At 69.8% G+C, this 25,556-nt stretch carries 26 protein-coding genes; 9 read left to right on the top strand and 17 right to left on the bottom strand.

Annotated features, from left to right (window positions below; all coding sequences use genetic code 11):
- Positions 1 to 17: 17 nt before the first annotated feature.
- Entirely contained in the window at positions 18 to 1,907 is a 1,890-nt protein-coding gene (locus ACN4JJ_RS02390; RefSeq protein WP_440708303.1) for an ABC transporter ATP-binding protein, read from the bottom strand.
- Between the two features lie 248 nt (positions 1,908 to 2,155).
- Here ACN4JJ_RS02390 and ACN4JJ_RS02385 point away from each other — a divergent pair, with 248 nt between their 5' ends.
- The 4 genes from ACN4JJ_RS02385 to ACN4JJ_RS02370 are packed head-to-tail and all read left to right on the top strand — an operon-like array spanning position 2,156 to position 6,321.
- Positions 2,156 to 3,259 carry a glycosyltransferase family protein gene (locus ACN4JJ_RS02385; RefSeq protein WP_440708302.1) on the top strand — a complete coding sequence of 368 codons (1,104 nt, stop codon included), beginning with the start codon at positions 2,156 to 2,158 and terminating at the stop codon, positions 3,257 to 3,259.
- Complete coding sequence (locus tag ACN4JJ_RS02380; RefSeq protein WP_440708301.1) at positions 3,256 to 4,332, top strand: glycosyltransferase; 1,077 nt, start codon at positions 3,256 to 3,258, stop codon at positions 4,330 to 4,332. Before ACN4JJ_RS02385 ends, ACN4JJ_RS02380 begins: the two co-directional genes overlap by 4 nt.
- A 55-nt stretch (positions 4,333 to 4,387) precedes the next feature.
- On the top strand, positions 4,388 to 5,470 hold the full coding sequence (locus tag ACN4JJ_RS02375; RefSeq protein ID WP_440708300.1) for a glycosyltransferase: 1,083 nt from the start codon (positions 4,388 to 4,390) through the stop codon (positions 5,468 to 5,470).
- Complete coding sequence (locus ACN4JJ_RS02370; protein WP_440708299.1) at positions 5,467 to 6,321, top strand: glycosyltransferase family 2 protein; 855 nt, start codon at positions 5,467 to 5,469, stop codon at positions 6,319 to 6,321. Before ACN4JJ_RS02375 ends, ACN4JJ_RS02370 begins: the two co-directional genes overlap by 4 nt.
- Positions 6,322 to 6,328: 7 nt before the next feature.
- Here the strand turns inward: ACN4JJ_RS02370 and ACN4JJ_RS02365 are convergent, their stop codons facing one another.
- The 3 genes from ACN4JJ_RS02365 to ACN4JJ_RS02355 form a co-directional block, all read right to left on the bottom strand.
- Positions 6,329 to 7,312 (bottom strand): carbohydrate ABC transporter permease, encoded by a 984-nt coding sequence (locus ACN4JJ_RS02365; protein ID WP_440708298.1) that lies wholly within the window; start codon positions 7,310 to 7,312, stop codon positions 6,329 to 6,331.
- On the bottom strand, positions 7,309 to 8,439 hold the full coding sequence (locus ACN4JJ_RS02360) for a carbohydrate ABC transporter permease (RefSeq protein WP_440708297.1): 1,131 nt from the start codon (positions 8,437 to 8,439) through the stop codon (positions 7,309 to 7,311). Before ACN4JJ_RS02360 ends, ACN4JJ_RS02365 begins: the two co-directional genes overlap by 4 nt.
- A gap of 151 nt (positions 8,440 to 8,590) precedes the next feature.
- Positions 8,591 to 9,916, bottom strand: a complete 1,326-nt coding sequence (locus tag ACN4JJ_RS02355; RefSeq protein ID WP_440708296.1) for an ABC transporter substrate-binding protein — start codon at positions 9,914 to 9,916, stop codon at positions 8,591 to 8,593.
- A gap of 299 nt (positions 9,917 to 10,215) precedes the next feature.
- Here ACN4JJ_RS02355 and ACN4JJ_RS02350 point away from each other — a divergent pair, with 299 nt between their 5' ends.
- A complete protein-coding gene (locus ACN4JJ_RS02350; RefSeq protein WP_440708295.1) occupies positions 10,216 to 11,241 on the top strand; it encodes a LacI family DNA-binding transcriptional regulator in 1,026 nt (341 codons plus the stop codon).
- Here the strand turns inward: ACN4JJ_RS02350 and ACN4JJ_RS02345 are convergent.
- Positions 11,198 to 11,590 (bottom strand): DUF952 domain-containing protein, encoded by a 393-nt coding sequence (locus ACN4JJ_RS02345; RefSeq protein WP_440708294.1) that lies wholly within the window; start codon positions 11,588 to 11,590, stop codon positions 11,198 to 11,200. The two genes, ACN4JJ_RS02350 and ACN4JJ_RS02345, sit on opposite strands and share 44 nt — an antisense overlap.
- 70 nt (positions 11,591 to 11,660) lie before the next feature.
- Here ACN4JJ_RS02345 and ACN4JJ_RS02340 point away from each other — a divergent pair, with 70 nt between their 5' ends.
- Entirely contained in the window at positions 11,661 to 12,296 is a 636-nt protein-coding gene (locus tag ACN4JJ_RS02340) for a TetR/AcrR family transcriptional regulator (protein ID WP_440708293.1), read from the top strand.
- Positions 12,297 to 12,350: 54 nt separating this feature from the next.
- Here ACN4JJ_RS02340 and rplL read toward each other — a convergent pair whose 3' ends face one another.
- The 5 genes from rplL to ACN4JJ_RS02315 form a co-directional block, all read right to left on the bottom strand.
- Positions 12,351 to 12,737 (bottom strand): 50S ribosomal protein L7/L12, encoded by a 387-nt coding sequence (gene rplL / locus ACN4JJ_RS02335; protein ID WP_440708292.1) that lies wholly within the window; start codon positions 12,735 to 12,737, stop codon positions 12,351 to 12,353.
- Between the two features lie 50 nt (positions 12,738 to 12,787).
- Positions 12,788 to 13,303 carry a 50S ribosomal protein L10 gene (gene rplJ / locus ACN4JJ_RS02330; protein WP_440708291.1) on the bottom strand — a complete coding sequence of 172 codons (516 nt, stop codon included), beginning with the start codon at positions 13,301 to 13,303 and terminating at the stop codon, positions 12,788 to 12,790.
- Between the two features lie 291 nt (positions 13,304 to 13,594).
- Positions 13,595 to 13,759: a hypothetical protein gene (locus tag ACN4JJ_RS02325; RefSeq protein ID WP_291051130.1), complete on the bottom strand. Its 165-nt coding sequence runs from the start codon at positions 13,757 to 13,759 to the stop codon at positions 13,595 to 13,597.
- An 87-nt stretch (positions 13,760 to 13,846) separates the two neighbouring features.
- Positions 13,847 to 15,283 (bottom strand): sensor histidine kinase, encoded by a 1,437-nt coding sequence (locus ACN4JJ_RS02320; RefSeq protein WP_440708290.1) that lies wholly within the window; start codon positions 15,281 to 15,283, stop codon positions 13,847 to 13,849.
- Positions 15,284 to 15,314: 31 nt separating this feature from the next.
- Complete coding sequence (locus ACN4JJ_RS02315; protein WP_291051298.1) at positions 15,315 to 16,082, bottom strand: response regulator transcription factor; 768 nt, start codon at positions 16,080 to 16,082, stop codon at positions 15,315 to 15,317.
- A gap of 154 nt (positions 16,083 to 16,236) precedes the next feature.
- Between ACN4JJ_RS02315 and ACN4JJ_RS02310 the strand changes: the two genes are divergently transcribed.
- Together ACN4JJ_RS02310 and ACN4JJ_RS02305 are read left to right on the top strand one after the other, a co-directional pair.
- Complete coding sequence (locus tag ACN4JJ_RS02310) at positions 16,237 to 16,863, top strand: YqaJ viral recombinase family protein (RefSeq protein ID WP_440708781.1); 627 nt, start codon at positions 16,237 to 16,239, stop codon at positions 16,861 to 16,863.
- Between the two features lie 58 nt (positions 16,864 to 16,921).
- A complete protein-coding gene (locus ACN4JJ_RS02305; RefSeq protein ID WP_440708289.1) occupies positions 16,922 to 17,695 on the top strand; it encodes an alpha/beta fold hydrolase in 774 nt (257 codons plus the stop codon).
- Here the strand turns inward: ACN4JJ_RS02305 and ACN4JJ_RS02300 are convergent.
- Positions 17,635 to 18,390, bottom strand: coding sequence for a DUF998 domain-containing protein (locus ACN4JJ_RS02300; RefSeq protein ID WP_440708288.1), 756 nt, complete (start codon positions 18,388 to 18,390; stop codon positions 17,635 to 17,637). The genes ACN4JJ_RS02305 and ACN4JJ_RS02300 overlap by 61 nt on opposite strands.
- 222 nt (positions 18,391 to 18,612) lie before the next feature.
- Here ACN4JJ_RS02300 and ACN4JJ_RS02295 point away from each other — a divergent pair, with 222 nt between their 5' ends.
- Positions 18,613 to 19,638 (top strand): NADP-dependent oxidoreductase, encoded by a 1,026-nt coding sequence (locus ACN4JJ_RS02295; protein WP_440708287.1) that lies wholly within the window; start codon positions 18,613 to 18,615, stop codon positions 19,636 to 19,638.
- A gap of 28 nt (positions 19,639 to 19,666) precedes the next feature.
- Here ACN4JJ_RS02295 and ACN4JJ_RS02290 read toward each other — a convergent pair whose 3' ends face one another.
- From ACN4JJ_RS02290 to rplK, 6 genes are all read right to left on the bottom strand, one after another.
- Complete coding sequence (locus ACN4JJ_RS02290; RefSeq protein ID WP_440708286.1) at positions 19,667 to 20,713, bottom strand: cell wall-binding repeat-containing protein; 1,047 nt, start codon at positions 20,711 to 20,713, stop codon at positions 19,667 to 19,669.
- A 142-nt stretch (positions 20,714 to 20,855) separates the two neighbouring features.
- Complete coding sequence (locus tag ACN4JJ_RS02285; protein WP_440708285.1) at positions 20,856 to 21,410, bottom strand: GNAT family N-acetyltransferase; 555 nt, start codon at positions 21,408 to 21,410, stop codon at positions 20,856 to 20,858.
- Between the two features lie 69 nt (positions 21,411 to 21,479).
- Positions 21,480 to 22,616 carry a cell wall-binding repeat-containing protein gene (locus tag ACN4JJ_RS02280; protein ID WP_440708284.1) on the bottom strand — a complete coding sequence of 379 codons (1,137 nt, stop codon included), beginning with the start codon at positions 22,614 to 22,616 and terminating at the stop codon, positions 21,480 to 21,482.
- A gap of 262 nt (positions 22,617 to 22,878) precedes the next feature.
- A complete protein-coding gene (locus ACN4JJ_RS02275) occupies positions 22,879 to 24,048 on the bottom strand; it encodes a cell wall-binding repeat-containing protein (RefSeq protein WP_440708283.1) in 1,170 nt (389 codons plus the stop codon).
- A 215-nt stretch (positions 24,049 to 24,263) separates the two neighbouring features.
- Complete coding sequence (rplA, locus tag ACN4JJ_RS02270) at positions 24,264 to 24,953, bottom strand: 50S ribosomal protein L1 (protein ID WP_440708282.1); 690 nt, start codon at positions 24,951 to 24,953, stop codon at positions 24,264 to 24,266.
- Between the two features lie 14 nt (positions 24,954 to 24,967).
- Positions 24,968 to 25,399: a 50S ribosomal protein L11 gene (gene rplK, locus ACN4JJ_RS02265; RefSeq protein WP_137837775.1), complete on the bottom strand. Its 432-nt coding sequence runs from the start codon at positions 25,397 to 25,399 to the stop codon at positions 24,968 to 24,970.
- Positions 25,400 to 25,556 lie beyond the last annotated feature (157 nt).

Here is a 25,556-nt window from a genome sequence, read left to right as displayed (position 1 = left end):
GCGTAGCGCGCCTCAGCTCAGGCGCTGGCGAGTTGCTGCTCGTAGAGGCGGGCGTAGGCGCCGCCGCGGGCGAGCAGTTCGGCGTGGGTGCCCGACTCCACGATGCGGCCGGCCTCCACCACGAAGATCACGTCGGCGTTCACGATGGTCGACAGCCGGTGCGCGATGGCGATGGTGGTGCGCCCGTCGGCGGCGGCGTCGAGGGCGTCTTGCACCACCCGTTCGGAGATGGAGTCCAGCGCGCTGGTCGCCTCGTCGAGGATGAGCACGGCCGGGTCTTTCAGCAGCACCCGGGCGATCGCGATCCGCTGCTTCTCGCCGCCGGAGAGCCGGTAGCCGCGCTCGCCCACCACGGTGGCGTAGCCCTCCGGAAAGCTCATCACGCGCTCGTGGATGTTGGCGCGCCGGGCCGCCTGCTCGAGCTCGGCATCCGTCGCCGTCGGCTTGGCGTAGCGCAGGTTCTCGGCGATCGTGGCGTGGAAGAGGTACGTCTCCTGGCTCACGATGCCCAGGCGCGAGATCAGCGACTCGTGCTTCAGCGTGCGCACGTCGTGCCCGTCGACCTTCACCGAGCCCGAGGTGGCCTCGTACAGCCGGGGCACGAGGTACGACACCGTGGTCTTGCCGGCGCCGGAGGGCCCCACGAAGGCGGCGAACTGCCCGGGCAGCACGGTGAACGACACGTCGTCGAGGGTCGGATGCTCGGGCTCGCCGTCGGGGTACACGAAGCCCACGTGGTCGAACTCGACGCGGCCGGCGGTCGTGCTCGAGGTCAGCGTCACCGCATCCGGAGCGTCGGCGATGGCCGGCTTCAGGTCGAGGTATTCGAAGATGCGCGCGAAGAGCGCACCCGAGGTCTGCAGATCGAGCCCCACCCGCATGAGCCCCAGCAGAGGCCACATCAGCCGCGCCTGCACGGTCGTGAAGGCCACGATCGTGCCGGCCGTGATGTCGGCACCCCCGGTGATGAGGTAGGCCGACACCAGGTACACGATGGCCGGCACGATCGAGAGCACGATCTGCACGATGGCGAAGAACCACTGCCCGCTCATCTGCTGGCGCACCTGCAGGGCGATCTGGTTGTCGTTCTCGGCGGAGTAGCGCGCCACCTCGGCGCCCTGGCGGTTGAAGCTCTTGGCCAGCAGGATTCCCGAGACGCTCAGCGTCTCCTGGGTGATGGCGGTCATGTCGCTCAGCGACTCCTGCGTCTGCGAGGCGATGCGCGCGCGCACCTGCCCCACCCGCCGCTGCACCGACACCAGCAACGGCATCAGGATGACCGCCACCAGAGTGAGTTGCCAGCTCAGCAACAGCATGGCCACCAGCGCGGCGATCACGGTGACCGTGTTGCCGAGAACGCTCGACACCGTGTTGGTGAGCACGCTGGCCACGCCGCCCACGTCGTTCTGCAGCCGCGACTGGATGATGCCGGTCTTGGTGCGGGTGAAGAAGGCGAGCTCCATCCGCTGCAGGTGCGAGAACAGACGGATGCGCAGATCGCCCATCACCCGGTTGCCCACCCGGGCGGTGAGGTAGGTCTGCCAGATGCCGAGGGCGGCCGACACCACCCAGATCAGCACCATCAGCCCCACCAGCTCCGCCAGCACCGGGATGTCGGGCCTGCCGCCCGCGGGGAACAGGCCGAGGTCGAAGGCCTGCTGCGTCAGCAGCGGCGGGATGACGGTGAGCGCCGCCCCCACGAGCACCAGGATGGCGGTGACGATCAGCGCCGGGCGGTAGGGGACGAACAGCTCGGAGATGCGGCTCAGCAGATGCGGGATCTTCGGCGCCTGCTCGTTGGCGGCCCGCTGAGCCTTCGCATCGCTGGAAGACACCCGCCCGCCGCCCGCACCCCGGCCTCCGGCGGCGGCTGCCGCGCTCATCCGGCCACCGCCTGTTCCGCTCATGCGCTCACCCTACGCCGGGCCTGCGACACCGCCGCCGGGTATCGCCGAGGGCGGAATGCGCCGCACACCCGAACGGCTCGAGCGCCGGAATCCGGATGCCGTGTCAAGCCCGGTGCCAAGAATTAACTCCGGTGTTGGCTTGATCCGTGCGAGAGTGGCAGAAGACCGAGCGGAGACCGATCACACACGTCAGAACGACCGGGAGCGCGGCTCCGTCTGAACCGGACACGTCGGCCTCTGCGGTGCGGGTGGCGTCCGTCCCGTCCGGCCACGTCTACGTGCGGCACCTGGCCCCTGTCGACTCGCCCCGCGCGACCCCCGGGCCCGCCGTGCGCCGGCTGGCCGATCCCGATCCCGACGACCCGCGCCGCTCGGCGGTGTCGCGCTGGTGGCCGCCGGCGATGCTCGAACCCTCGTGGGTGCGCTCGCACGAGGAATTCGACCTCTTTCACTTGCAGTTCGGCTTCGACGCGCGCTCGCCCGCTCAGTTGCGCGAGCTCACCGAGGCGCTCCGCGACAGCGGGCGGCCACTGGTCTACACGGTGCACGACCTGCGCAACCCGCACCACAGCACGCGCGACGAGCACGACGCCCAGCTCGACGTGCTCATCCCGGCCGCGGATGCGCTGATCACCCTGACGCCCGGTGCGGCGGCCGAGATCCAGCAGCGGTGGGGGCGCACGGTGACGGTGCTGCCGCATCCGCACGTGGTCGACTTCGAGACGATGGAGGCCGTGCAGGAACACCGGGCGACCGGTGCCGGAGAGCGCAGCGCCGACTCGTTCCGGGTAGGCGTGCACGTGAAGAGCCTCCGCGCGAGCATGAACCCGCTGCCGGTGATCCGGGTGCTCACCGAGACGCTGCGGGAGATCCCCGGCGCGGTGCTGCAGGTCGACGGGCACTCGGACGTGCTGCTGCCGAGCGGGCAGCGGCACGCGGCCGAGCTCGCCGACTTCCTCACCACGGCGGCGGAGCAGGGCCTGATCGACCTGCGGGTGCACGACTACTTCAGCGACGCCGAGCTGTGGAGCTATCTCTCCTCGCTCGACGTGTCGGTGCTGCCGTACCGCTTCGGCACACACTCGGGCTGGCTCGAGGCGTGCCGCGACCTCGGCACCGCGGTGCTGGCTCCCAGCTGCGGCTACTACCGCGAGCAGGGACCGGTGTTCGAGTACGGCAACGACGACGACGGCTTCGACGGGGACTCGCTGGCCGAGGCGGTGCGCGCCGCGTACGCGGCCGGTCCCGCCGCCCCGGCCACGGTGGCCGAGCGCCGGCTGCAGCGGCGGCAGGTCAGCGCCGAGCACACGCGACTCTACGCCGGGCTGATCGCATCCGGGCCGCGCGCATGACGCCGCTGCGGATCTGCCTCATCGCGTCGAGCCGCTTCCCGGTGGCCGAGCCCTTCGCCGGCGGCCTCGAGGCCCACACCCACTCGCTGGCCCGTGCGCTGATCGCCCGCGGGCACGCCGTGTCGCTGTTCGCCGGGCCGGGCTCGGACCCGGCGCTGAACGTCGAGACGCTCGACGTGGCGTCCGTGTCGCTCAGCAGTCGCGCGCGCAGCGACGTGGGGGCCCCGCCCGAGGCCTGGATGCAAGAGCACCACGCCTACCTGTCCCTGCTGCTCGACCTCGCGGCCACCGGGCACGAGCGCTTCGACATCGTGCACAACAACAGCCTGCACCACCTGCCGGTGGCGATGTCGTCGGCGCTGGAGGTGCCCTTCGTCACGACCCTGCACACCCCGCCCACCCCGTGGCTGGAATCGGCGATCCGCTTCGCGGCACCCTCGGCGCGCTTCGTGGCGGTGTCGCGCCACACGGCCGACGAGTGGGCGCACGCGGTGACGGCCGACGTCATCCCGAACGGCATCGACGCCGAGCGCTGGAAGGCGGGCCCGGGCGGCGAACGCGCCATCTGGTTCGGCCGGCTCGTGCCCGAGAAGGGAGCGCACGCGGCCATCGACGCGGCGCGGCTCGCCGGTGTGCCGCTGGATCTCGCCGGTCCCGCGCACGATCCCGAGTACTTCGACCGGGAGATCGCGCCGCGGCTCGACACCGACGTGCGGTACCTCGGCCATCTGCCCTCGGCCGAGCTCGCCCATCGGGTGGGCCACGCGGCCGTCTGCGTGGTCACTCCCCGGTGGGAGGAGCCGTACGGCCTGGTGGCCGCCGAGGCGATGGCTTGTGGCACGCCGGTGGCCGGCTTCGCCCGCGGTGGTCTCACCGATGTGGTCGGTGCGGCCGGTGGCCGGCTGTGCGCTCCCGACGACGTCGGCGGGCTCGCCTCGGCCATCCGGGTCGCCTCGCTGCTGCCGCGCGACGCCGTGCGCGCCCACGCGGTGGCCCACTGCTCGCTCGACCGCATGGTCGAGGCCTACGAGCGCCTCTACGACGACGCGCGCGGACTCGCGATGGCCGCGTGAGCGCGGGTACGGGTACGGGTACGGGTACGGGTACGGGTACGGGTACGGGTACGGCATGGTGATCGGGTACTACGTGCACCACCAGGGGCAGGGGCACGCCTCCCGCGCCGCCGCCATCGCGGCGCGGCTCTCGGACGAGGTGACGGGCCTGTCCTCCCTCTCCCGCCCCCGCGACTGGTCGGGCGACTGGGTGCAGCTCGCCCGCGACGACGAGGGGACCACCGCGCTCGACCCCACGGCCGGAGACCGCCTGCACTGGGTTCCGCTCGGCGACGCCGGCCTGAGAGAGCGGATGGCCGCGATCGCCGCGTGGATCCAGCGGACCGGCCCATCGGCTCTGGTGGTGGACATCTCGGTCGAGGTCGTCGCCTTGGCGCGCCTGCTCGGCGTGCCGGTGGTCACCTTCGCGCTCCCCGGCCTCCGCGACGACCCGGCCCACCGCCTCGGGTACGACCTGGCCACGACGGTGCTCGCCGCCTGGCCCACCGGCATCCCGCCGCTCGCGAAGGGGCTGACACCGGCCACCCTCGCCAAGCTCGTCCCGGTCGGTGCCATCTCACGGTTCGCGCCCGTCTCCCCGGCGCCCACCCCCACCTCTCCCGACGCGGCCGCCACGGGCACCGGTGGCGGCGGTCGGGTGCTGGTGCTGAACGGCGCCGGAGGCGGCGGCTTCGGCTCCGCCGCGCTGGATCGCGCACGAGCCTCGAGTCCCGGCTGGACGTGGGAGGTGCTGGGCGGTGCGGACGGCCGATGGTCGGACGACCCGTGGCAGAGCATCCGCACAGCCGACGTGGTGATCACGCACGCCGGGCAGAACGCCATCGCCGAGGTCGCGGCCGCCCGCCGGCCCGCGATCCTGATCGCGCAGTCGCGCCCGCACGACGAGCAGTCGGCCACCGCCGCCGCCCTCGCCGCGGCAGGCTACCCGGTCGTCCCCCTCGACCGTCTCGCCGACGACGCCGCGCCGGTCGGCGTCGACTGGCCCGCCCTGCTCGACCGAGCCCGCTCCTTGCCCGCCGCGCGCTGGTCGCACTGGAACGACGGTGGCGGAGCCGAACGTGCCGCCCGCGCCATCGAGCGAGCCGCGCTCTGGGCGCCTGCCCCATCGGCGTCCGTGCCGGGCACGGTGACCGGATGACGCGCGTCGCCCTCATCACCGTCGTGCACGGCCGGCACGATCACCTCGCCCGGCAGCGCGAAGCGCTGGCGCTGTCGACACGGCGGCCCGACGACCACGTCATCGTGGTGATCGACGACCCCGAGTTGGAGTCCCAGCTCGCGCGCGAAGCGGCCACGGCATCCGTCGCCGCCCCGGGGGGCCCTGCCCCGCGGACCGTCACGGTCGCGACCGACGCGGAAGGCCTCCCTCTCGCCGCCGCCCGCAACCGCGGTGCCGAGGCAGCCCTCGCCGCGGGCGCCGACGTGCTGGTCTTCCTCGACGTCGACTGCCTGCCCGATCCGGAGCTGGTCGCGTCATATGCCCGAGCGGCTATGGACCCGGCCACCCGCGGCCGCCTGCTCTGCGGCCCCGTCGCCTACCTGCCGCCTCCCCCGCCCGGCGGCTACGACCTGGCCGCTCTCCCCGCGGCCGAGCCGCATCCGGCCCGTCCCGCTCCCGCACCCGGCGAGGTGCAGCTGGGCGGCGATCACGACCTGTTCTGGTCGCTCTCCTTCGCGGTCACCGCACAGACCTGGCGCACGATCGGCGGCTTCCACGAGGGCTACGTCGGCTACGGCGGGGAAGACACCGACTTCGCCCACACGGCCCGCGAGGCCGGCGTCGACCTCGCCTGGATCGGCAGTGCCCGCGCCTTCCACCAGTACCATCCGGTCGAGTCGCCGCCGGTGCGCCACCTCGACGCCATCCTCCGCAACGCAACGCTCTTTCACGAGCGCTGGAACCGCTGGCCGATGCGCGGCTGGCTTGACGCCTTCGAGAGTCGGGGGCTCGTCAGCCGAGCCCCCGACGGCACGTACCGCCGCGCCTGATCCCGCGTCAGCCCTTCGTCGAACCGGCGAGCAGGCCGCGCACGAAGAAGCGCTGCAGGGCGAAGAACACGGCCAGGGGCACCACGATGGCCACGAACGCGCCCGCCGTGAGCAGGTACCAGTCCTGACCCCGCGAGCCCGTGATCTCGGCCAGCAGCTTGGTGATCGGCGCCACCGAGCCGTCGGCGAAGATCAGCGCCACCAGCAGGTCGTTCCACACCCAGAGGAACTGGAAGATCGCGAACGAGGCCAGAGCCGGCATGGTGAGCGGCAGGATGATGCGGAAGAAGATCTGGCCGTGACCCGCGCCGTCCACCCGAGCCGCCTCGATCACCTCGCGCGGGATCTCCGACACGAAGTTGTGCAGCAGGAAGATCGCCAGCGGCAGCGCGAAGATCGTGTGCGCGATCCACACCTGCGAGAACGTGCCGTTGGAGGGGATCCCCGAGAAGATGAAGTCGTTCCCCACCACGAGACCGCGGGAGAACAGCGACAGCAGCGGCACGAGCGCCATCTGGATCGGCACGATCTGCAGGGCGAACACCCCGATGAACAGCCAGTCCTTGCCCTTGAAGTCGATCCAGGCGAAGGCGTAGGCCGCCAGCGCCGCGATCACCAGGGGGATGAGGGTGGCCGGGATGGTGATGGCGATCGAGTTCACGAACGACGAGGCGATCGTGACCTGCGAGTTGCCCGCCCCGAGCACCTCGGAGTAGTTGTCGAGGGTGAAGCCCCAGTTGGAGAAGATCGTCCACCAACCGGTGGTCTGGATGTCGTTCCGCTCGCGGAACGACGAGATCAGCAGACCGAAGGTGGGGATGGTCCAGATCACCGCGATGATCAGGGCCGCGATCGTGGCGCCCCGGCTGGTGAGACGGCGCTTGGTGCGCCGCACCGTCGTCTCGCCGCGCTCGAGCGCCTTCTCGCCGCTGCGCAGCTGATTCTCGGTGGACTTGTCGATCGGCAGGTCGATCGGCTGGACGGCGCTCATCGGATCTCCCTCTGCTTCTTGATCTGCCGGGCGTTGTAGATGACGATCGGCATCACCAGGATGAACAGGATGACCGCGAAGGCCGCGGACCGTCCGTACTCGAAGTTCTTGAATTGCGTGTACATCTCGTTCGCCAGCACGCTGGTGTCGTTGGCGCCCGCGGTCATCGTGCGCACGATGTCGAACACCTTCAGCGAGGCGATGGAGATCGTGGTGATCACCACGATGAGCGAGGAACGGATGCCCGGCACGGTGACGTTGGTGAACCGCTGCCAGGCGTTGGTGCCGTCGAGCTCCGCGGCCTCCAACTGCTCGGCGGGCACGCCCTTGATGGCGGCGGAGAGCACCACCATCGCGAATCCGGTCTGGATCCAGATCAGCACCACGATGAGGAAGAAGGTGTTCCACGGCGACTCCTGCAGCCACTGCACCGGCTGGCCGCCGAGCCAGACCACGATCTGGTTCAGCAGACCGATCTGGTTCTCGTCGGTGGGGCGGTAGGTGTAGACGAACCGCCAGATGATGGAGGCGCCCACGAAGGAGATCGCCATCGGCATGAACACCAGGATCTTGAAGAACTTCTCGCCGCGGCTCTTGTCGATGAAGACCGCGTAGGCGAGCCCGAAGATGGTGGAGGCCGCGGGCACCACCAGCACCCAGATGATGGTGTTGAGGATGACCCGGAGGTTCTGCGGGTTGGTCAGCACCCAGACGAAGTTGTCCAGCCCCACGAAGTTGCCGCGGCTGGAGAACAGCGAGTCGACGGCGGTCTTGATGGTGGGGTAGATGAGCCCGATCAGCAGCAGGATGATGGCCGGCGCGAGGAAGCCGAACAGCTGGAAGAGGTAACCGGCCCCCTGCTTGGAGCGGCGGTCGAGCACGAAGAACAGCGCGCCGAGCGCAGCTGCTATGAGTGCCGCCCACCACACGGAGCCGAGCAGCAGCAGCACCAGGGTCGGTGCGAGCAGGCAGACGGCGAAGCGGATGATCGTGTACTTGCGGCCAGAACGCGGCGCGATCTCCACGAAGAAGAGGATCAGCGCGACGACGATGCCGAAGGCGATGACCACGATGGGGATCTGCGCCAACGGCGGCAGCTTCCCCACCCACAGGAGGAATTCCGACATGACAACCTTTCGAGTGCGACTCTGAACTCAGGAACGGTCCGGCGCGCCTTGGCGCCGTGCTGACACCGTACACGAGGCGGGGACACCGGGTGCGAGGAGGCCGCCCGAATCGCTTCGGGCGGCCTCGTGGCATCCGTTCGGATGGACCGGCCTAGTTGGTGGGCCAGCCACCCTCGATGGCGGTCAGCACGTCGGCCTGCGGCGTGCCGTTGATCCAGTCGACCATGCCCTTCCAGAAGGTTCCGGCGCCGACGGCACCGGGCATCAGGTCGGAGGCGTCGAAGCGGAAGGTGGTGTCAGGGTCCTGGAGGATCTTGATCGCCTCCTGCAGGATCGGGCTCTTCGCGTTGGCCGGGTCGAGACCCTTGTTCGCGGAGATGACGCCACCGAGCGACACGCGGCTGTTCGCCCAGTCGGAGCTGGAGAGGTACTCCTGCACCTTCTGCGTGTCGGCGTCGTTGGAGAAGGCTCCGACGATCTCGCCACCACCCGTGACCGCGGTCTCACCCTCGGTCACCGCCGGGGTCACGAAGGCCCAGATGTCGGCGTCGGGGCCGACGGTCGCGCCGGCGTCGGTGAGGAAGCCGTCGAAGAACGAGGCCTGGTGGGTGAGCGAGCAGGTGCCGTCGGCCATCGCGTTCGCCACGTCGCCGAAGGCGGTCGCGTTGATCGACGAGACGTCACCGAAGCCGGCGTTCACGTAGCTCGGGTTGAGCAGGATGTCGCCCACCGAGGTGAACGCGTCGGAGATCTGCGGGTCGGTGAACTTGACCTCGTTCTTCACCCACTGGTCGTAGACGTCGGGGCCGGCCTGGCGCAGCACCAGGTCTTCGACCCAGTCGGTGCCCGGCCAGCCGGTGGCGTCGCCGGAGCCGAAGCCCGCGCACCACGGCGCCTTGCCGGTGGTGGTCTGCATCTTCGCGGTGAGGTCGAGCATCTCCTGATAGGTCTTCGGAACCTCCCAGCCGTTGTCGGCGAACTGCTTGGGCGAGTACCAGACGAAGCCCTTGACGCTCGCCATCAGCGGCGCGCCGTAGAAGGTGTCGTCGACCGTGCCGTAGGCCTTCCAGTCGGCCGACCAGTTGTCGTCGACGTTCTTCTCGACGGCCTCGGGGGCCGGCTGGATGAAGCCGCGCGAGGCGAGGTCGGACAGCAGACCCGGCTGCGGGAAGATCGCGAGGTCGGGCGGGTTGCCGCCCTGGGCGCGGATGCCGATCTGCGACTCGAACTCCTTCGACGATTCGTACTGGATGTCGATGTTGTTCTCTTTCTCCCAGTCCGCCCAGGACTGTTCGAGAAGCTCGGCTTCGGTGTCGGCGATCGTGCCGTAGACGGTGACGACGCCGTCGGCTTCGCCGACCGTGTCGCTGCTGCCGGATCCGCCGCCGGCGTTACCGGAACAGCCGACGAGTGTCAGTCCGAGAGCTGCCGCGACGGCGATGGGTGCTGTGACACGACGGTGCAAGAGTGACCGCATTTCTCCTCCTCATTGAGTAGTTGTGACGCGGGGTCTGACCCGGCCACGTTGCCGATCCGTTGATCGGGCTAGGACGTTACGCCCCCGTTGTGGTGCCATCGGCGGCGTGTGTAGGGAAACCTTTCCATAACCGATAGCAAACCACAACTCGGTCTCGCGAGAGATCGAGGAGGTAACGATTCGGTTGCAGAGAGCGCTCTCACGGTAACAGATCCCGACGCTCCCGCCAAGCCCGGTTTCCTCTTCGTGACCGAACTGGCGCTAGGATTCTGGAAGCGTTTGCAGACGAGGAGGTCGCCGTGTCGGGTATCGAAGACGTCGCGAGTCTCGCCGGCGTGTCCAAGGCCACGGTGTCCCGCGCGCTGAGCGGCCGCGGTTACGTCTCGGCCGAGACCCGCCTCAAGGTGTCGGATGCCGCGGCCAGCCTGGGCTACGTCGTCTCCTCGAGCGCCTCCAGCCTGGTCACCGGGCGCACGAACAACGTGGGCGTGATCATCCCGATGATCAACCAGTGGTTCTTCGCGAGCATCCTGGAGGGGGTCGAGCGCGCCCTGCTGGACCGCGGCTACGACCTGATGCTCTACAACGTCACGAAGACCGTCGAGGAGCGCCTCCGGGTGTTCGAGTACTTCCTGGTGCGCAAGCGCGTGGACGCGGTCATCGCCGTCACGCTCGAGATCACGGCGGGCGAGGCCGAGCGGCTGCTCGCGCTCGGCAAGCCGATCGTGGGCATCGGCGGCCCGCTTGCCGGCATCCCGACCCTCAGCATCGACGACGTCGCGGCCGCCCGGCTGGCCACCGAGCACCTGCTGCTGCTCGGCCATCGCGCAGTCATGCACGTCGGCGGCGACATCGACGAGCAGATGGACTTCCACGTGCACTCCAAGCGCCTGATGGGCTACCAGGAGGCGCTGAACGCCGCCGGCATCCCGCACGACGAGCACTCCTTCGTGGCCGCGCGCTTCGACATCCCGGGCGGCTATCGTGTGGGCAAGCAGATCCTGGGCGATCCCCGGCGCCGCCCCACGGCGATCTTCGCCGCCTCCGACGAGGTGGCCATCGGCGTCATCCTGGCGGCCCGCGAACTGGGCCTCTCGGTGCCCGAGGACCTCTCGGTCATCGGCATCGACAACCACCCCTTGGCCGAGCTGTTCGGGCTCACCACCATCGAGCAGCGCCCCGACCTGCAGGGCGAGCAGGCGGTGGACCGGGTCATCCGTCAGCTCGAAGAGCCCGGCTGGACGCCACCCGCCGAGCACACCATGCTGCCGTCGCAGCTGATCATCCGTTCGTCGACGGCTCCCCCGCGGCCACGAACGGCGTGAGGTCGGGCAGCACGAAGTCCCCCGCGGCCCGCTCGATCGGCAGCACCGCCACGACCGCCTCACCGTCGGTCGGGATGGGGCCGCCGTGGATGTGCGGGAACCCCGCCGTCTCCTCGCTCACGGTGAGACCGCCGGCGGCGAGCGCCTCCGTGTCGAGCAGCACGAGCACCAGGGCGAAGCGCACGTCGGAATAGAACTCGTCGAGCACGCCGTGCACGCCGCCGGGCACCACCGCGTGCACGAAACCGGCCTCGTCCAGGCTCACGCCGCGGGTCGACACCTCGTACTCCCCCAGGTTCCGCGCCGACTCCCAGTCGTCGAGAATGGCGATGTGCGCGATCAGGGCCATGGCGGGCGTCCTCTCCTCGGTTAATGACACTTCACGGTATCATTAACCGAACGGATGCGGGGAGGCGCAGATGCACACGCAGGTGCACACCACACGGCCGGCCAAGCGGGGCAGGCCCACCGCCGACGATCGCGATCGTCGGCGCACGCGCATCCTGGATGCGGCGGTCGGCTCGTTCGGCGACCGGGGCTTCGCGGGATCGAGCCTCGACGAGATCGCCGCGACTGCCGGCGTGACCAAACGCACGATCTACACCGACTACGGCGACAAGGCGGCCGTCTTCGACGCCGCCGTGGAGCGCGAGCACGACCGCATCCGGGCGATCGCCGGCGAGGGCGCCACGCTGCAGCAGGTGGCCGCCGAGCTCGTCTTCGTGCTGCACTCCGACGCCGCGATCGCCCTGCACCGCTCGGTCATCGCCGAAGCCCCCCGCTTCCCCGAGCTCGCCCGCCGCTTCTACGCGGCAGGGCCCGGCCACTCCATCGCGCTCCTCGCCCGCCACCTGACGGCTCCGGATGCCACCGACGCAGCCGGCACGGATCGCGAGCCCGCAGCATCCGCCGCTCTCCCCCGGGCCGAGGCCCTCTACGCCCTCCTGCTCGGCGAGCGGCACCGCCGCCGTCTCCTGGCGCTCGACCCGGCCCCGACGGCGGCCGACGCCGCAGCCCACGCCGCATCCTGCCTGGCCGTGCTGGGCCGGGGTTAACGGGAGAAGCCCCGCACCGTCCGGTGCAGGGCTTCTCGCGTGTAGTGGCTGAGACTACTTGAGGGTGACGGTGGCGCCGGCCTCTTCGAGCTGGGCCTTGGCCTTCTCGGCGGTCTCCTTGTTGGCGCCCTCGAGGACGGCCTTGGGAGCACCGTCGACGAGTGCCTTCGCCTCACCGAGGCCGAGGCTGGTGAGGGCGCGCACCTCCTTGATGACCTGGATCTTCTTGTCGCCGGCAGCCTCGAGGATGACGTCGAACTCGGTCTTCTCCTCGACCTCTTCGGCGGCAGCAGCGGCCGGACCGGCAGCGCCGGCGACGGCGACGGGGGCAGCCGCGGTGACCTCGAAGGTCTCCTCGAACGCCTTGACGAACTCGCTCAGCTCGATGAGCGTGAGCTCCTTGAAAGCCTCAAGCAGTTCCTCGGTGGAAAGCTTTGCCATGATGTTCTCCTTGTTTGGTAGTTAGTTCAACCGCGATCCGAAGCCGAAGCTCAGGAAGCGGACTCCTGCTTCTCGCGCAGCGCTTCGACCGTGCGAACGGCCTTCGACAGCGGTGCGTTGAAGAGATATGCGGCACCGAACAGCGAAGCCTTGAAGGCACCGGCGAGCTTCGCCAGCAGCACTTCACGGGATTCGAGGTCGGCGAGCTTGGTGACCTCTTCGGCAGACAGGGGGTTACCGTCGAAGTAACCGCCCTTGACGACGAGAAGAGGGTTTGCCTTGGCGAAGTCACGCAGCGACTTGGCGACGGCCACGGGGTCACCGTGGACGAACGCGATCGCGGACGGGCCGACGAGCTCGTCGTCGAACGACGAGATGCCGGCGTTGTTCGCCGCGATCTTGGTCAGCGTGTTCTTCACCACGGCGTATGACGCGTGCTCACGGATGTTGCCACGCAGCGTCTTCAGCTGCGCGACCGTGAGACCGCGATACTCGGTCAGCAGAACGGCGGTCGAGCTCTGGAAAAGTTCCGTGAGCTCGGCAACCGAGGCTTCCTTGTTCGCCATGGCGCTCCTAATGATGATTGGTTTTCAGCCGGGGCGACCGTGGGCTCGTGACGAACACGATGAAGAGAAGCAGACAAGAAAAAAGCTCCGGCACAGGAGGCCGGAGCGAGAACACCGCGCGAGGCGGCACTTACTTCGATCACCTGCGTGGGACTTCGCTCTCGCGAATCTTCGACCGGTGCATCCGCTTGCGCGAGCACACCGATGACCTACGGTCTTTGGCTCCGTACAGACTAAACGGCCCGGCCCCCGGATGCAAATCGCGAGGGGCCGGGCCGTTCAGGAGGGGGATCAGACCTTGCGGTTGCCCGAGATCATGCGAACGAGGAAGACGATCACAGCGAACACCAGCAGGATGACGCCCACCCAGAGCAGGAAGTTCAGCGACGACACGAAGCCGCCGGTGAAGAGCAGGACGATGGCGATCACGGCGATCACGATGAGAAGGATGTTCATTGGTTTCCCAACCTTTCGGGCTCGGGGTGGTGCCCCCTCGGCTGTGTTGCCGTGACCTCACCGTACCCCGATCGGGGGTCAAACGGATCATTCGGCCGCGCGCCGGCCCTCTGCGGCGCCCGCCGTCGGGATCGCCACGACGAACTCCGTCTGCCCGGGAACGCTCTGCACGCGCACCTCGCCGCCGTGCGCATCCACCACCGCCTTCACGATCGCGAGGCCCAGCCCCGTGCTGCCCGCGTGCCGTGAGCGCGAGGCGTCGCCGCGCACGAAGCGCTCGAACAGGGTCGGCGTGAGGGCGGGGTCGATCCCGGGCCCGTCGTCGGCGATCCGCATCACCGCCACCTGGTCCTGCTCGGCCAGCGACACCCGCACGGTCGACCCGGCGGGCGTGTGCACGCGCGCGTTGGCCAGCAGGTTCGCCACCACCTGATGCAGCCGGTGCGGGTCTCCGGAGACGGTCACCGGCTCCTCGGGCAGATCGAGCTCCCACACGTGGTCGGGCCCGGCGACGTGGGCGTCGCTGACGGCGTCGACCAGCACGAGCGAGAGGTCGACCTCCGTCATCGCCAGCTCGGGCTTCGCGTCGAGCCGGGCCAGCAGCAGCAGGTCTTCGACCAGGGTCGTCATCCGGGTGGCCTCCGACTCGATCCGGCCGAGCGAGTGCGCCACGTCCTCGGGCAGCTCCGGCGCCGTACGGCGGGTCAGCTCGGCATAGCCGCGGATCGACGCGAGCGGCGTGCGCAGTTCGTGGCTGGCATCCGCCACGAACTGCCGAACCTTGTTCTCGCTGCGCTGTCGTGAGGTGAGAGCGGATGCCACGTGCTCCAGCATCCGGTTGAAGGCCAGGCCCACCCGCCCCACCTCCGAGCGCGGGTCGGTGCCGGCCAGTGGAACGCGTTCGGCGAGCGCGACGTCGCCGCGGTCCAGGGGCAGTTCGGCCACCCGGCTCGCCGTGGCGGTCACCCGCTCGAGCGGCCGCAGGGCCAGGCGCAGGATCAGCAGGCCGACGATGCCCGCGGCCAGCATCACGCCGAGCGTCACGATGACGGTCACCACGATCTGGCCCGAGATGGTGCTGTTCACGTCGGCGAGCGGGAGGCCCGTCACCACGATGTCGCCGGCGGTGGTGACGGTCTGGGCCTCGATCCGGTAGCTGCCGAGCCCCTCGATCGAGACGGTGGTGGGCGCACGGCTCGCGACGACACCGTCGAGCGAGGCCAGCTCGCTCCCGGTCAGGGACTGCGCCTGCCCGTTCTGATCGAGCACGATCCCGTCGGTCGCCGTGCCGCCCGACACGACGGCCACCATGGTCCCTGCGGCCTGGCCGAGCGAGAACCCGGGCTGCGGGCCGTTCTGGCTGGTGACCTGCATGATGGTGCGGTTGGAGGCATCCCGCAGCTGATTGTCGAGCTGGGTGAGCAGCACGCCGTTCAGGGCCAGCGTGCTGACGAGGCCGATGATGACGCCCGCCAGGGCGATCAGCCCCAGCACGCTCAGGATCAGCGTGCGGCGCAGGGTCACGGTGTCGCCCCGCTCGCGCCGGGCTCGGCGCTCACAGCGCGGGCTTCAGCATGTAACCGGCGCCGCGCACCGTGTGGATCATCGCGGGACGCCCGGCATCCACCTTCTTGCGCAGGTACGAGATGTAGATCTCCACCACGCTCGACTTGCCGCCGAAGTCGTAGCTCCACACCCGGTCGAGGATCTGCGCCTTGCTCAGCACGCGCCTCGGGTTGCGCATCAGGTAGCGCAGCAGCTCGAACTCGGTGGCGGTGAGCTCGATCGGCTCGCCGTCGCGGAACACCTCGTGGCTGTCCTCGTTCAGTTCGAGGTCGCCCACGGTGACGATCGGGTCGTCGGCGTCGGCCACGACGAGGGTGGAACGACGGATGAGGCCGCGCAGGCGCGCGACCAGCTCCTCGAGGCTGAACGGCTTGGTGACGTAGTCGTCGCCGCCGGCGGTGAGCCCGGCGATGCGGTCGTCGAGCGCGTCCTTGGCCGTGAGGAAGAGCACGGGGGTCTCGTTGCCGTCGCCGCGCATCCGGTTCAGCACCTGCAGGCCGTCGATGTCGGGCAGCATCACGTCGAGCACCACGACGTCGGGGCGGAACTCGCGGGCGATCGTGATGGCCTGGCGGCCCTCGCTGGCCGTCTTCACCTCCCAGCCCTCGTAGCGCAGCGCCATCGAGAGCAGGTCGGTCAGGGTGTTCTCGTCGTCAACGACGAGCGCGCGCACCGGCGAGCCGTCGGCGCGGCGCAGCCGTGGCTGCTTGGCCGCGTTGGAGGAGGAGCCGTTGCCGGAGATGAGGGAGCCGTCGATAGTCACATTCACCAGTATTGGCAGTTTGCTATGAGGAGTCTATGAACGACCCAAGCCGCGTCTGAGAATCGGTGCCAACCCCCGCATCCGTCCGCACGGCGGTTCGGCGCACCGTGTCGGCGGCAGCGGGCAGAATGGACGGGTGACGGATCTGATGCTCTCCTTCCCCTGGGAGGAAGACCAGACCTTCGTGGCGCCCGCCCCGCCGCACCTCTCCCGGGTGGTGGCGCACTCCACCGATCGGGTGGCCTGGCTCCGGGCCCGCAGCCGCGGCGTGACGGCGACGGATGCGGCCCGCCTCGCCAGCGACAAGGCCGTGGCGGCCGTCGCCTGGGAGAAGTTCCACGGCACCGGCTTCGGGGGCAACGCCTTCACCGACCACGGCCGCGCCCGGGAGCCCGAGATCGCCGCCTGGGTGCGCACCTCCTACGAGATCGAGCCGAGCGTGGCGCTGTTCCACGCGGCGCGCGAGAAGCGGCACCTCGCCACGCCCGACGGCATCCGGGTGGCGCCCGACGGATCGGTCGAGCTCGCCGAGATCAAGACCACCTCGAAGCCCTGGCGCAGCATCCCGCGCGGCTACCTGCGCCAGGTCTGGTGGCAGCAGTACGTGCTGGGCGCCGAACGCACCCTCGTGGTGTGGGAGCAGCACACCGACTTCGTGCCGCTCGCCGCCGATCCGCGCTGCCAGTGGGTCGACCGCGACGAGTCGCAGATCGAGCTGCTGGTGCGCCGGGCCGACGCCCTGCTGGCCTGGATGCGCGGCGAACGCGCCGCATGACGCTCCCGGCGCGGTCAGGCCGGCTGAGCCCGACGGATGCCCGGCCGCAGGTCTGCGCATGACCAGCGTGCTCCTGCTGCACGGCCTCGGCAACGAGCGCGCGAACCCGCTGGCGCTGTTCTCGCCGATCGTGCCGCCCGGCTCGCTCGTGATCGCCCCCGACGTGCGCGCCCACGGCGCCGACGAACGGATCGGACCGCCCTCCGCGTTCGCCCTCCCCGCGCTGGCCTCCGACATCGCGGCCCGGGTGCTGCTCGAGCAGGCGGCCGCCGGGCGCGAAGGCGAGCCCGTCACCGTCATCGGCATCTCGATGGGGGCGGCCATCGCGGTGCGGCTGCTGCTCTCGAACGCCCTGCCCGTCGAGCGTGCCGTCTTCGTGCGGCCCGCCTTCACCGAGACCTCGCTGCCCGAGAACCTGCGCGCCTTCCCCGTGATCGGCGAGCTACTGGCGGCCCGGGGCGCCCGGGAGGGCGAGGAGGCATTCCGTCGCACGTCTTTCTACGCGCAGGCCGCCGCCTCGTCGGCGCGGGGCGCCGCCGGACTTCTGGAGCAGTTCCGCTCGCCCGGTGCCGCCGCCCGCGCCGTACGACTGGTGGAGATCCCGCGCAACAGGGCCTTCACGGCCGCCGACGACCTCGCCGCCCTCGGCGCCGCGGTACCCACGGCGGTCGCCTGGGCGCCGCGCGATCCGGTGCATCCGGTCTCCGTCGCCGAATCGTGGATGGCTCGACTGGGAGCATCCGGCATCGCGCTGCCGGCCCGCGACGAGAACTACTCGGCGTACGTGGCGGCGACCCGGTCGGGCGTCGCCGGCTGGCTCGGCTGGAGCTGACCCGCCCCGGCCGGCACGCGCAGCGAGCGGGCGGACTCGATCGCCAGCAGCACCGCGAGCCCGATCAGCCAGAGCAGGGCGATCGTGGTGGCCACGAGCTCGAGCACGCCGCCGAGCTGGGTTCCGAAACGCAGCAGCGAGAGCAGGCCGCCGACGCCGGCGATCACGGCCACCGAGACGGCCGAGAACGCCGAGAAGCGCGCCAGCCGGCGGAAGCGCGTGTCGGAGGCGACCTGCAGCATCACGAAGGCGGCCCCGGCGAAGCCGATGACCGCCGCCACCGTGTGGATGAGGTCCTGCCAGGTGAACGCCTCGCCCACGGGCAGCGGGCAGTACTGCGTGCAGGTGACCTGCGAGGCGATGCCGAACGCGACGGCGGCCACACCGAGCACCAGGGCGGGAGGCACCGCCGTCAGCAGACGGGTGCGGGGAGACATCCTCGGTGCGGCCACGGCCACCAGTCCGGCGGCCACGGCCACGCACACCAGCGCTACCTGGAACACCTGGGCGGTCGGTTCGACGGCCGCCCCCATCTCGCTCACGTAGAGGAAGCGGTCGGCCGAGAGCCGAGCCACCCAGATCAGCACCAGTCCGGTCGCGGTCAGTGCCGCGGCGATACCGAGGACGGTGACGCGCAGGACGGTTCCCAGGGTGGTTCGCCGGGTGGGCGGGTTCGCTGCGGGGGTCGCGGTCACGCCGCGGCTCGCGAGGAGGGCATCAGGTCGGATCTCCGGGACGGGCCCGCGTGCTCAGACGGTCTCTCACGCGCGGCCACTGAGTTTGCACCCCAGTGACGAGACTGTAACACCGGTGAATCATTCACCCAATAGCGTGGCAGCTAGCCGATGAGGCGACGCAGCGAGGCGGGTGGCCCGATCCCTCCCCTGCGTGTTCATGTGATCTACGGAAGGGCAGCGATGATCGAACAATGGAGTGGATCGTCGGGCGTCTCCAGCCCTACTCTCACGCATCCGAAGACCATGTCCGCCGCCGTCATCTCCGGGTTCGGCGGGCCCGAGGTCTTCTCGGTCGCCGAGGTTCCCACCCCTGAACGGATCAACGCCGAGGTGCTCGTCAAGGTGGCCGCCGCCGGCGTCAACCCGATCGACGCCAAGACCCGCGCGGGCAAGGGCGTCGCCGCCGCGATCTCGAGCTTCCCGTGCATCCTGGGCTACGACTTCGCCGGAGTGGTGGTCGAGACGCCGTTCGCCGGGCATCCGCTGAACGTCGGCGACGAGGTCTACGGCATGATGTCGGTGCCGCGCGGCGAGGGCTCGTACGCCGAGTACGTGTCGGTTCCGAGCCTGCAGGTGGCGCGCAAGCCCCGGGCGCTGTCGCTCACCGAGGCGGCGGGCGTGCCGCTGGCCGCCCTCACCGCCTGGGGCCTCGTGGTCGACCTGGCCAAGGCGCACGAGGGCCAGCGGATGCTCATCCACGCGGCCGCGGGCGGCGTGGGCCACTTCGCGGTGCAGTTCGCCGCCTACTTCGGTGCGCGGGTGACGGCCACCGGATCGGCGCGCAATCAGAACTGGTTGCGCGAGCTCGGGGCCAGCACGGTCATCGACTACAGCGCGACGGCGTTCGAGAGCGTCGTGTCCGGTGTCGACGTCGTCATCGACCTGGTGGGCAACACGCACGGCGACACGGGCAGCCGCTCGCTCACGACCCTGCGCCCGGGTGGCCTGATCGTCAACGCCCCGACGGGCAGCTGGCCCACCTTCGAGCAGGAGGCGGCCTCGGCGGGCGTGCGCGCGACCACCTTCAAGGTCGCTCCGGATGCCTCCACCCTCGCCGTGATCACGCGCCTGATCGACTCGGGTGACGTGCGCGTGCACGTCGACGAGGTCTATCCGCTGTCCGACGTCGCCGAGGCCCACCGCGCCCTCGAGCGTGGGCACACCCGCGGCAAACTCGTGCTGCAGATCGGCGCCCTTCCCTTCTGAGCGGCGACCGGCGAGCGCGCCACCGCGCCTAGCAGGGGCGGAGGGCGTCGACACCGGGGCCGAGGGTGGCGGTGCCGCCGAGGATCACGATACGGGCCGGCGCGAGCCGATCCAGTTCGGCCAGCACGGCAGAGGGCACGCAGCTCGGCGGCACGACGTAGAGCGGCGCGGACTGCAGCGCCGCCAGCGGCCCGCCGCTCAGCGCATCGGGGAAGCTCGCCGCGCTCGCCAGGTACACCGTCGACGCCGAACCGAAGGCCGCGCGGTTGACGGCGACGCCGACCTCGTAGCGGTCGGCACCGCCGATCCGGGTCACGGGCATCGTGCGGGCGAGTCCGGTCTCGAGCGCCGAGCCGAGCGACCGCGGCCCGCCGACGAGGGTGATCGCCGTGACACCGAGGGCCCGGAACACGTCCGTCTCCGCCGCACTCGGAGCCGCCTCGGCGCCGTCGACGAGCAGCACCGGCGCGTGCCGGTGCACGGCGGCGGGCGAGGCCGTGAGCGCGTCGGGGAAGTCTGCTCCGGATGCCAGGTACAGCTCGCTGGCCCGCGGCACTCCCACCTCGGGGTCGGTCACGAGCGCTCGCGAGACCTCGTAGCGGTCGGCGCCGTCGACCCGCACGACGGTGGCCCCGGCGACCTGACGGGAGATCGTCTCGAGCACGGCGTCGGACACCGACAGCGCACCGCCCACCACCACGACCGTCCGGGGCGTCAGCCGGACGAGCTGCGCGAGAACGGCCGCGGGCACCGAGCCGGCCGAGGTGAGCAGCAGCGGTGAGCCGTGCGCACCGGCCACCGCCGAGGCACTGAGCGCATCCGCGAACTTCTCACCGCTGGCGAGGTAGACCGTGTCGGCCCTGCCGAAAGCGGCGGCGGCGCGCACGGCCTGGTCGTAGCGGTCTCCGCCTGCGAGCCGACTGGGCGTCGGCAGGACGCCCTTCGGTTCGGCCTGCGCCCCGACCGCACCACCGCCGAGCAGAGCCGCTACGAGCGCCGACAGCATCGCGAGCAGGGCCACGACCAGGAAGCCGGCAGGCACACGCCTCGAGGGGGATTCGCGCGTGTGGACCATTGCTCCCGCCTTCCTGATCGCGGTGCATCGATGATCCCCCGGATCCGCTCAGGCGCGGTCTGAGTACTTCCTACCCAGGCGCGGCGCCCTCCTCAGGAGCGCGGCCCTGCTCAGGCGCACAGCAGTTGACGTGCCCGGCAGTTCAGGCGCCCGGTGCCACGTCGTCCGCCAGCACCTTCTCGAGCACGAAGTCGTCGTGCAGTTCCTCGCCGACGTAGAAGCCCTTGCGCCCGACCTTCGCGTACCCGTTCTTCGCGTAGAAGCGCTGAGCCCGGGCGTTGTGCTGGTTCACGCCCAGCCACACGCTCCCGGCGCCCAGCTCACGGGCCACCTCCACCGAGGACTCCATCAGGGTGCGTGCCACCCCCTGACCGTGGAAGGTCGCACGCACGTAGCACTTGCTCAGTTTCACCGTCGGTCGCGCCGTGACTGCGGCGGCGACATCCGCGTCCGAGGGCTCCCCCGCCACCAGCATCGTGTATCCGGCGATCTGCCCGTCGACGTCCGCCAGCAGGATGGTGTGGGTGTCACCGGCCAGGTACCCCGAGAATTGCGCCTCCGACAGATGCGCGGCGATGAACGCCTCGATGTCTTCCCGCCGGGTGCCGGGAGGGCACGCCATCTCGAACGTCTCCGCGGCGACCGCGGCGACGATCCCCGCGTCTTCGACGCGCGCCCGGCGAACTCTCGTGACCATACCTCGACGTTAGTGCCGATCCGGCCGTAACTCGGGAGGTCAGCCCGTCAGCCGTGTTCAGAGGGCTCGTTACGGGCACACGGCAAGGCGTTCGACCTCCGGGCCTACCGATGCCGGGCCGCCCAGGATGGTCACGCCGGTGACCCCCAGCTGCCCGAGCAGCGTTGCTTGACCCCGGGTCAGGCAGTCCTTCTGCGTGATCATCATCGGGGCGTTCGCAAGGCCGGCAAGCACCCCGCCGCTCAGGGCATCCGGGTACACGGCAGCACTCGCGATGAAGACGTTCTTCACGTCCAAGAAGGAGGCCGAATTCACGGCCTGACTGACGGCGAACCTGTCGGCCCCACCGTAACGGACCGTCGGGTAGGACCGTGTCACGTCGGCTTCCAGCGCGGGACTGAGCGAGACAGGCCCACCCACGAGGTAGACCTTCGTCGCACGGAGGCTCTTGATCACAGCCGCTTCGGACGACTTCAGCGAGGTTTCCGAGCCGTCGACGAGAAGAACCACCGAGCTCATGTTGTAGGCGGCAGATGAAGCGCTCAGGGCATCGGGGAAGGTCGCCCCGGCGGCGAGAAAGACCCCCAGCGCATTACGGGCACCGAACTCGGGATGCGTCACCAGGTTGCGGGAGACGGCGTACCGGTCCGCGCCGCCGACCCGCTCGATCGCGTCTGGGCTGATGGCGGATGCTCCCAGCTGAGCGATCACCGCGTCCGAGATCGACGCGGGACCACCGACGATCACGACCTTCTCCGGCTTGAGCCGGCGGATCTCCTCGATCACGCCGGACGTGACCGATGCCGCGGAGGTGAGCAGGAGCGGAGAACGATGCATCGCGGCGATCGTCGTGGCGCTCAGGGCATCCGCGAACTTCTCACCACTGGCCAGGTACACGAACGACGTGGGTGACGAGAAGGTGAACCTCGACACCTGCACGCTTTGGTCGTACCGATCGACCCCGGCGGTGCGGCTCACGGCAGGCTGCGGTTTCACCCACATCCGGCACGGGACCGAGGCGGATGCGGTCGATCCGTCACCGGCCGTGACGGTCGCGGTCACGGTGAGATCGGCGAACTGTGCGGTGCGGGGCGTTCCCTCCAGGGTTTCGGTGAAGGTCAGACCGTCGGGAATGGTTCCGGCCAGCGCGACTCTCACCGACTCTCCCGGCTGCGGGGTCACGAAGCGGTGGGAGACGATCGGCATACCGACGGTGCTCACCGGCTGGGGGCAGCTGATGGCGGGAGGTGGCGCGGCAGACGCAGCGCTCGCCGGGCTGAGAGCGAGGCCCGCCACAAGGGCAAGCACAGCAAGGGCGAACGCGGTGGTACGCCGATAGATCACACTGGACACAATGGGCCTCCCTCGATGCGGTGGGACAACTCGTTCATCTTCGGCCGGCTGACGCAGCTGGCGTTATGAGCACTTGCTACTCATGCGCGTACGCGCGACACCCTCGGGAACGATCTCAGCCGACGGGTGCCGGTGCACACGCGGAGAGGTGTTCGACGTCTGAGCCGACTGAGGCGAGGCCCCCCAGGATGACCATCGACGTCGGCCCGACCAGCCCCGCGTGCAAGGCCGGCTCCCGTGAGAGGCAGTCCTGCTGGGTGATCAAGAGCGGTGCGTTCAGTGCCCCTGCGATCGCTCCGCCGCTCAAGGCGTCGGGAAAGACGGCGCCGCTCGCGATGAAGACCGAGCCCCGAGAAGAGAACGAGCCCGAGTTCACTGCCCGACTGACGGCGTAGCGATCGCTTCCCCCGTACCGCACGGTGGTGTAGGAGAGCGCCAGGTCGGCCTGGAGCGCCGGACTCAGCGACGCAGGCCCGCCCACCAGAAAGATCCGGCTCGCCCGCAGATGCTTGACGACTGCTCTTTCCGCATCGGTGAGACTGACCTCCGACCCATCCACCAACAGCACGGGTGCGCCGCGGTAGGCGGCGACGGGCGAAGCACTCAGCGCGTCCGGGAAATTGGAACCGGTGGCCACGTAGAGCGAGGAAGACTCTCCGATCCCGAACTCCGGGCTCGAGATCAGGTTGCGGGAGACGGCGTAGCGATCGGCTCCGCCGATCCGCTCGATCGCGCCCGGAAGGAATCCGGAACTCGTCAGCTGAGTGATGACCGAATCGGAGACGGAGGCGGGGCCCCCGACGATCACGATCTTCCGAGGCATCAGCCGTCGGAGTTCGGCGAGCACCCCGGGCGTCAGTGACGCGGCCGGTGTCAGCAACACGGGTGAGCTGTGCGACGCGGCGATCGCCGATGCGCTGAGGGCATCGGCGAACTTCTCCCCGCTCGCGAGATAGACGATGTACGGCTGGGTGGTGGGAAACCTTGATTTCGACACCTGAACGCTCTGGTCGTACCGGTCGGTCCCCGCGATACGGGTCACCATCGGCCGGTCCACCACCGACATCGTGCAGTCTTGAACGGCGGATGCGCTCGTCCCGTCAGACGCCGTCACGACAGCGGTGACGGTGAAGGTCACGGTCTGCGCGGTTCGAGGAACGCCGTCCAGGGAGTCGGTGACCGTGAGGCCGTCGGGTACGGTCCCCGCGACCGAGATGCTCAGTTTCTCGCCCGACGCCGGGCTGACGAACGGCGTCGACTCGAACGGAAGGCCCACGGTGCTCATGCCCTCGGGACAGGCGATGGAGGGTTTCACCGGGGCGGCTGAAGCCACACCCGGCTGGGCCACTGCGAGACCGGCGGCCAGCAGGAGTGTGGTGACCAGCAGAGGCCGGCCGCAGGAGGCCCGTCCAGGCGGTTGCTGCTCGGGCACTGACTCCGGGAACGCCGAAAGGGCCCGCCGCGTGGCGAGCCCTTTCGGGTGGAGCGGGGTGAGGCGAACTAGATGGAGTTCACATCGAGGGGGATGCCGGGACCGAAGGTGGTCGAGACGGCGCCCTTCTGCACGTAACGGCCCTTCGAGGAGGAGGGCTTGAGACGCATGATCTCTTCCAGCGCCGCGGTGATGTTCTCGTCGAGCTGCTCGACGGTGAAGCCGGCCTTGCCCACCGGGAAGTGCACGTTGGCGTGCTTGTCGGTGCGGAACTCGATCTTGCCGCCCTTGATGTCGGAGACGGCCTTGGCCACATCCGGCGTCACGGTGCCGGTCTTCGGGTTGGGCATGAGGCCACGGGGGCCGAGCACCTTTCCGAGACGGCCGACCTTGCCCATGAGCTCGGGGGTCGAGACGGCGGAGTCGAACGAGGTGTAGCCGGCGGCCACCTTCTCGATCAGCTCGTCGCCACCGACCTCGTCGGCGCCGGCGGCGATCGCGGCCTCAGCGGCCGGACCCGTCGCGAACACGATGACGCGGGCGGTCTTGCCGGTGCCGTGGGGGAGGATGACGGTTCCACGAACCATCTGGTCCGCCTTGCGGGGGTCGACGCCGAGCTTCAGCGCGACCTCGACGGTGCTGTCGAACTTCGACGAACCCGTCTCACGAGCGAGGCCGACGGCCTCGGTGGGGGTGTAGTACTTGCCGGCTTCGATCTTCTCGGCCGCGGCCCGGTAGGCCTTTGACTTCTGTGCCATTTCCAGCCTCCTCCTTATGCCTCGACCGTGATGCCCATGGAACGGGCAGTACCGGCGATGATCTTCATTGCAGCGTCGACGTCGTTCGCGTTCAGGTCGGCCTGCTTCTGCTCGGCGATCTGACGCACCTGCTCCTTGGTGAGCTTGGCGACCTTGACGGTGTGGGGGGTGGAGGAGCCCTTGGCGACTCCGGCGGCCTTCTTGATGAGCTCCGCGGCGGGCGGGGTCTTCAGGATGAAGGTGAACGAGCGGTCTTCGTAGACCGTGATCTCCACGGGGATGACGTTGCCGCGCTGCGACTCGGTCGCGGCGTTGTACGCCTTGCAGAACTCCATGATGTTCACGCCGTGCTGACCCAGCGCAGGCCCGATGGGCGGTGCGGGGTTGGCGGCGCCGGCGTTGATCTGAAGCTTGATCAGACCTGTGACCTTCTTTTTCGGTGCCATTTCTTCTCTTCTCTTTCGTGCCATCCGAATGGATGACGCTCCCGCAGCCGGGCGATTCCCGGATGCGGTGGTGTGAACCGCTGCGAAAGCAACCTTGCGATCTTAGCCGATTCGCGGCGCGATCGCATCGTGCCGCGGAGCGGACGACTCGCGCCAC

Origin of the sequence: Herbiconiux dendrobii, from assembly GCF_052048175.1 — a bacterium.
In the GTDB taxonomy this organism is placed as follows: domain Bacteria; phylum Actinomycetota; class Actinomycetes; order Actinomycetales; family Microbacteriaceae; genus Herbiconiux.
This window is presented reverse-complemented; position numbering and strand designations above follow the sequence as displayed.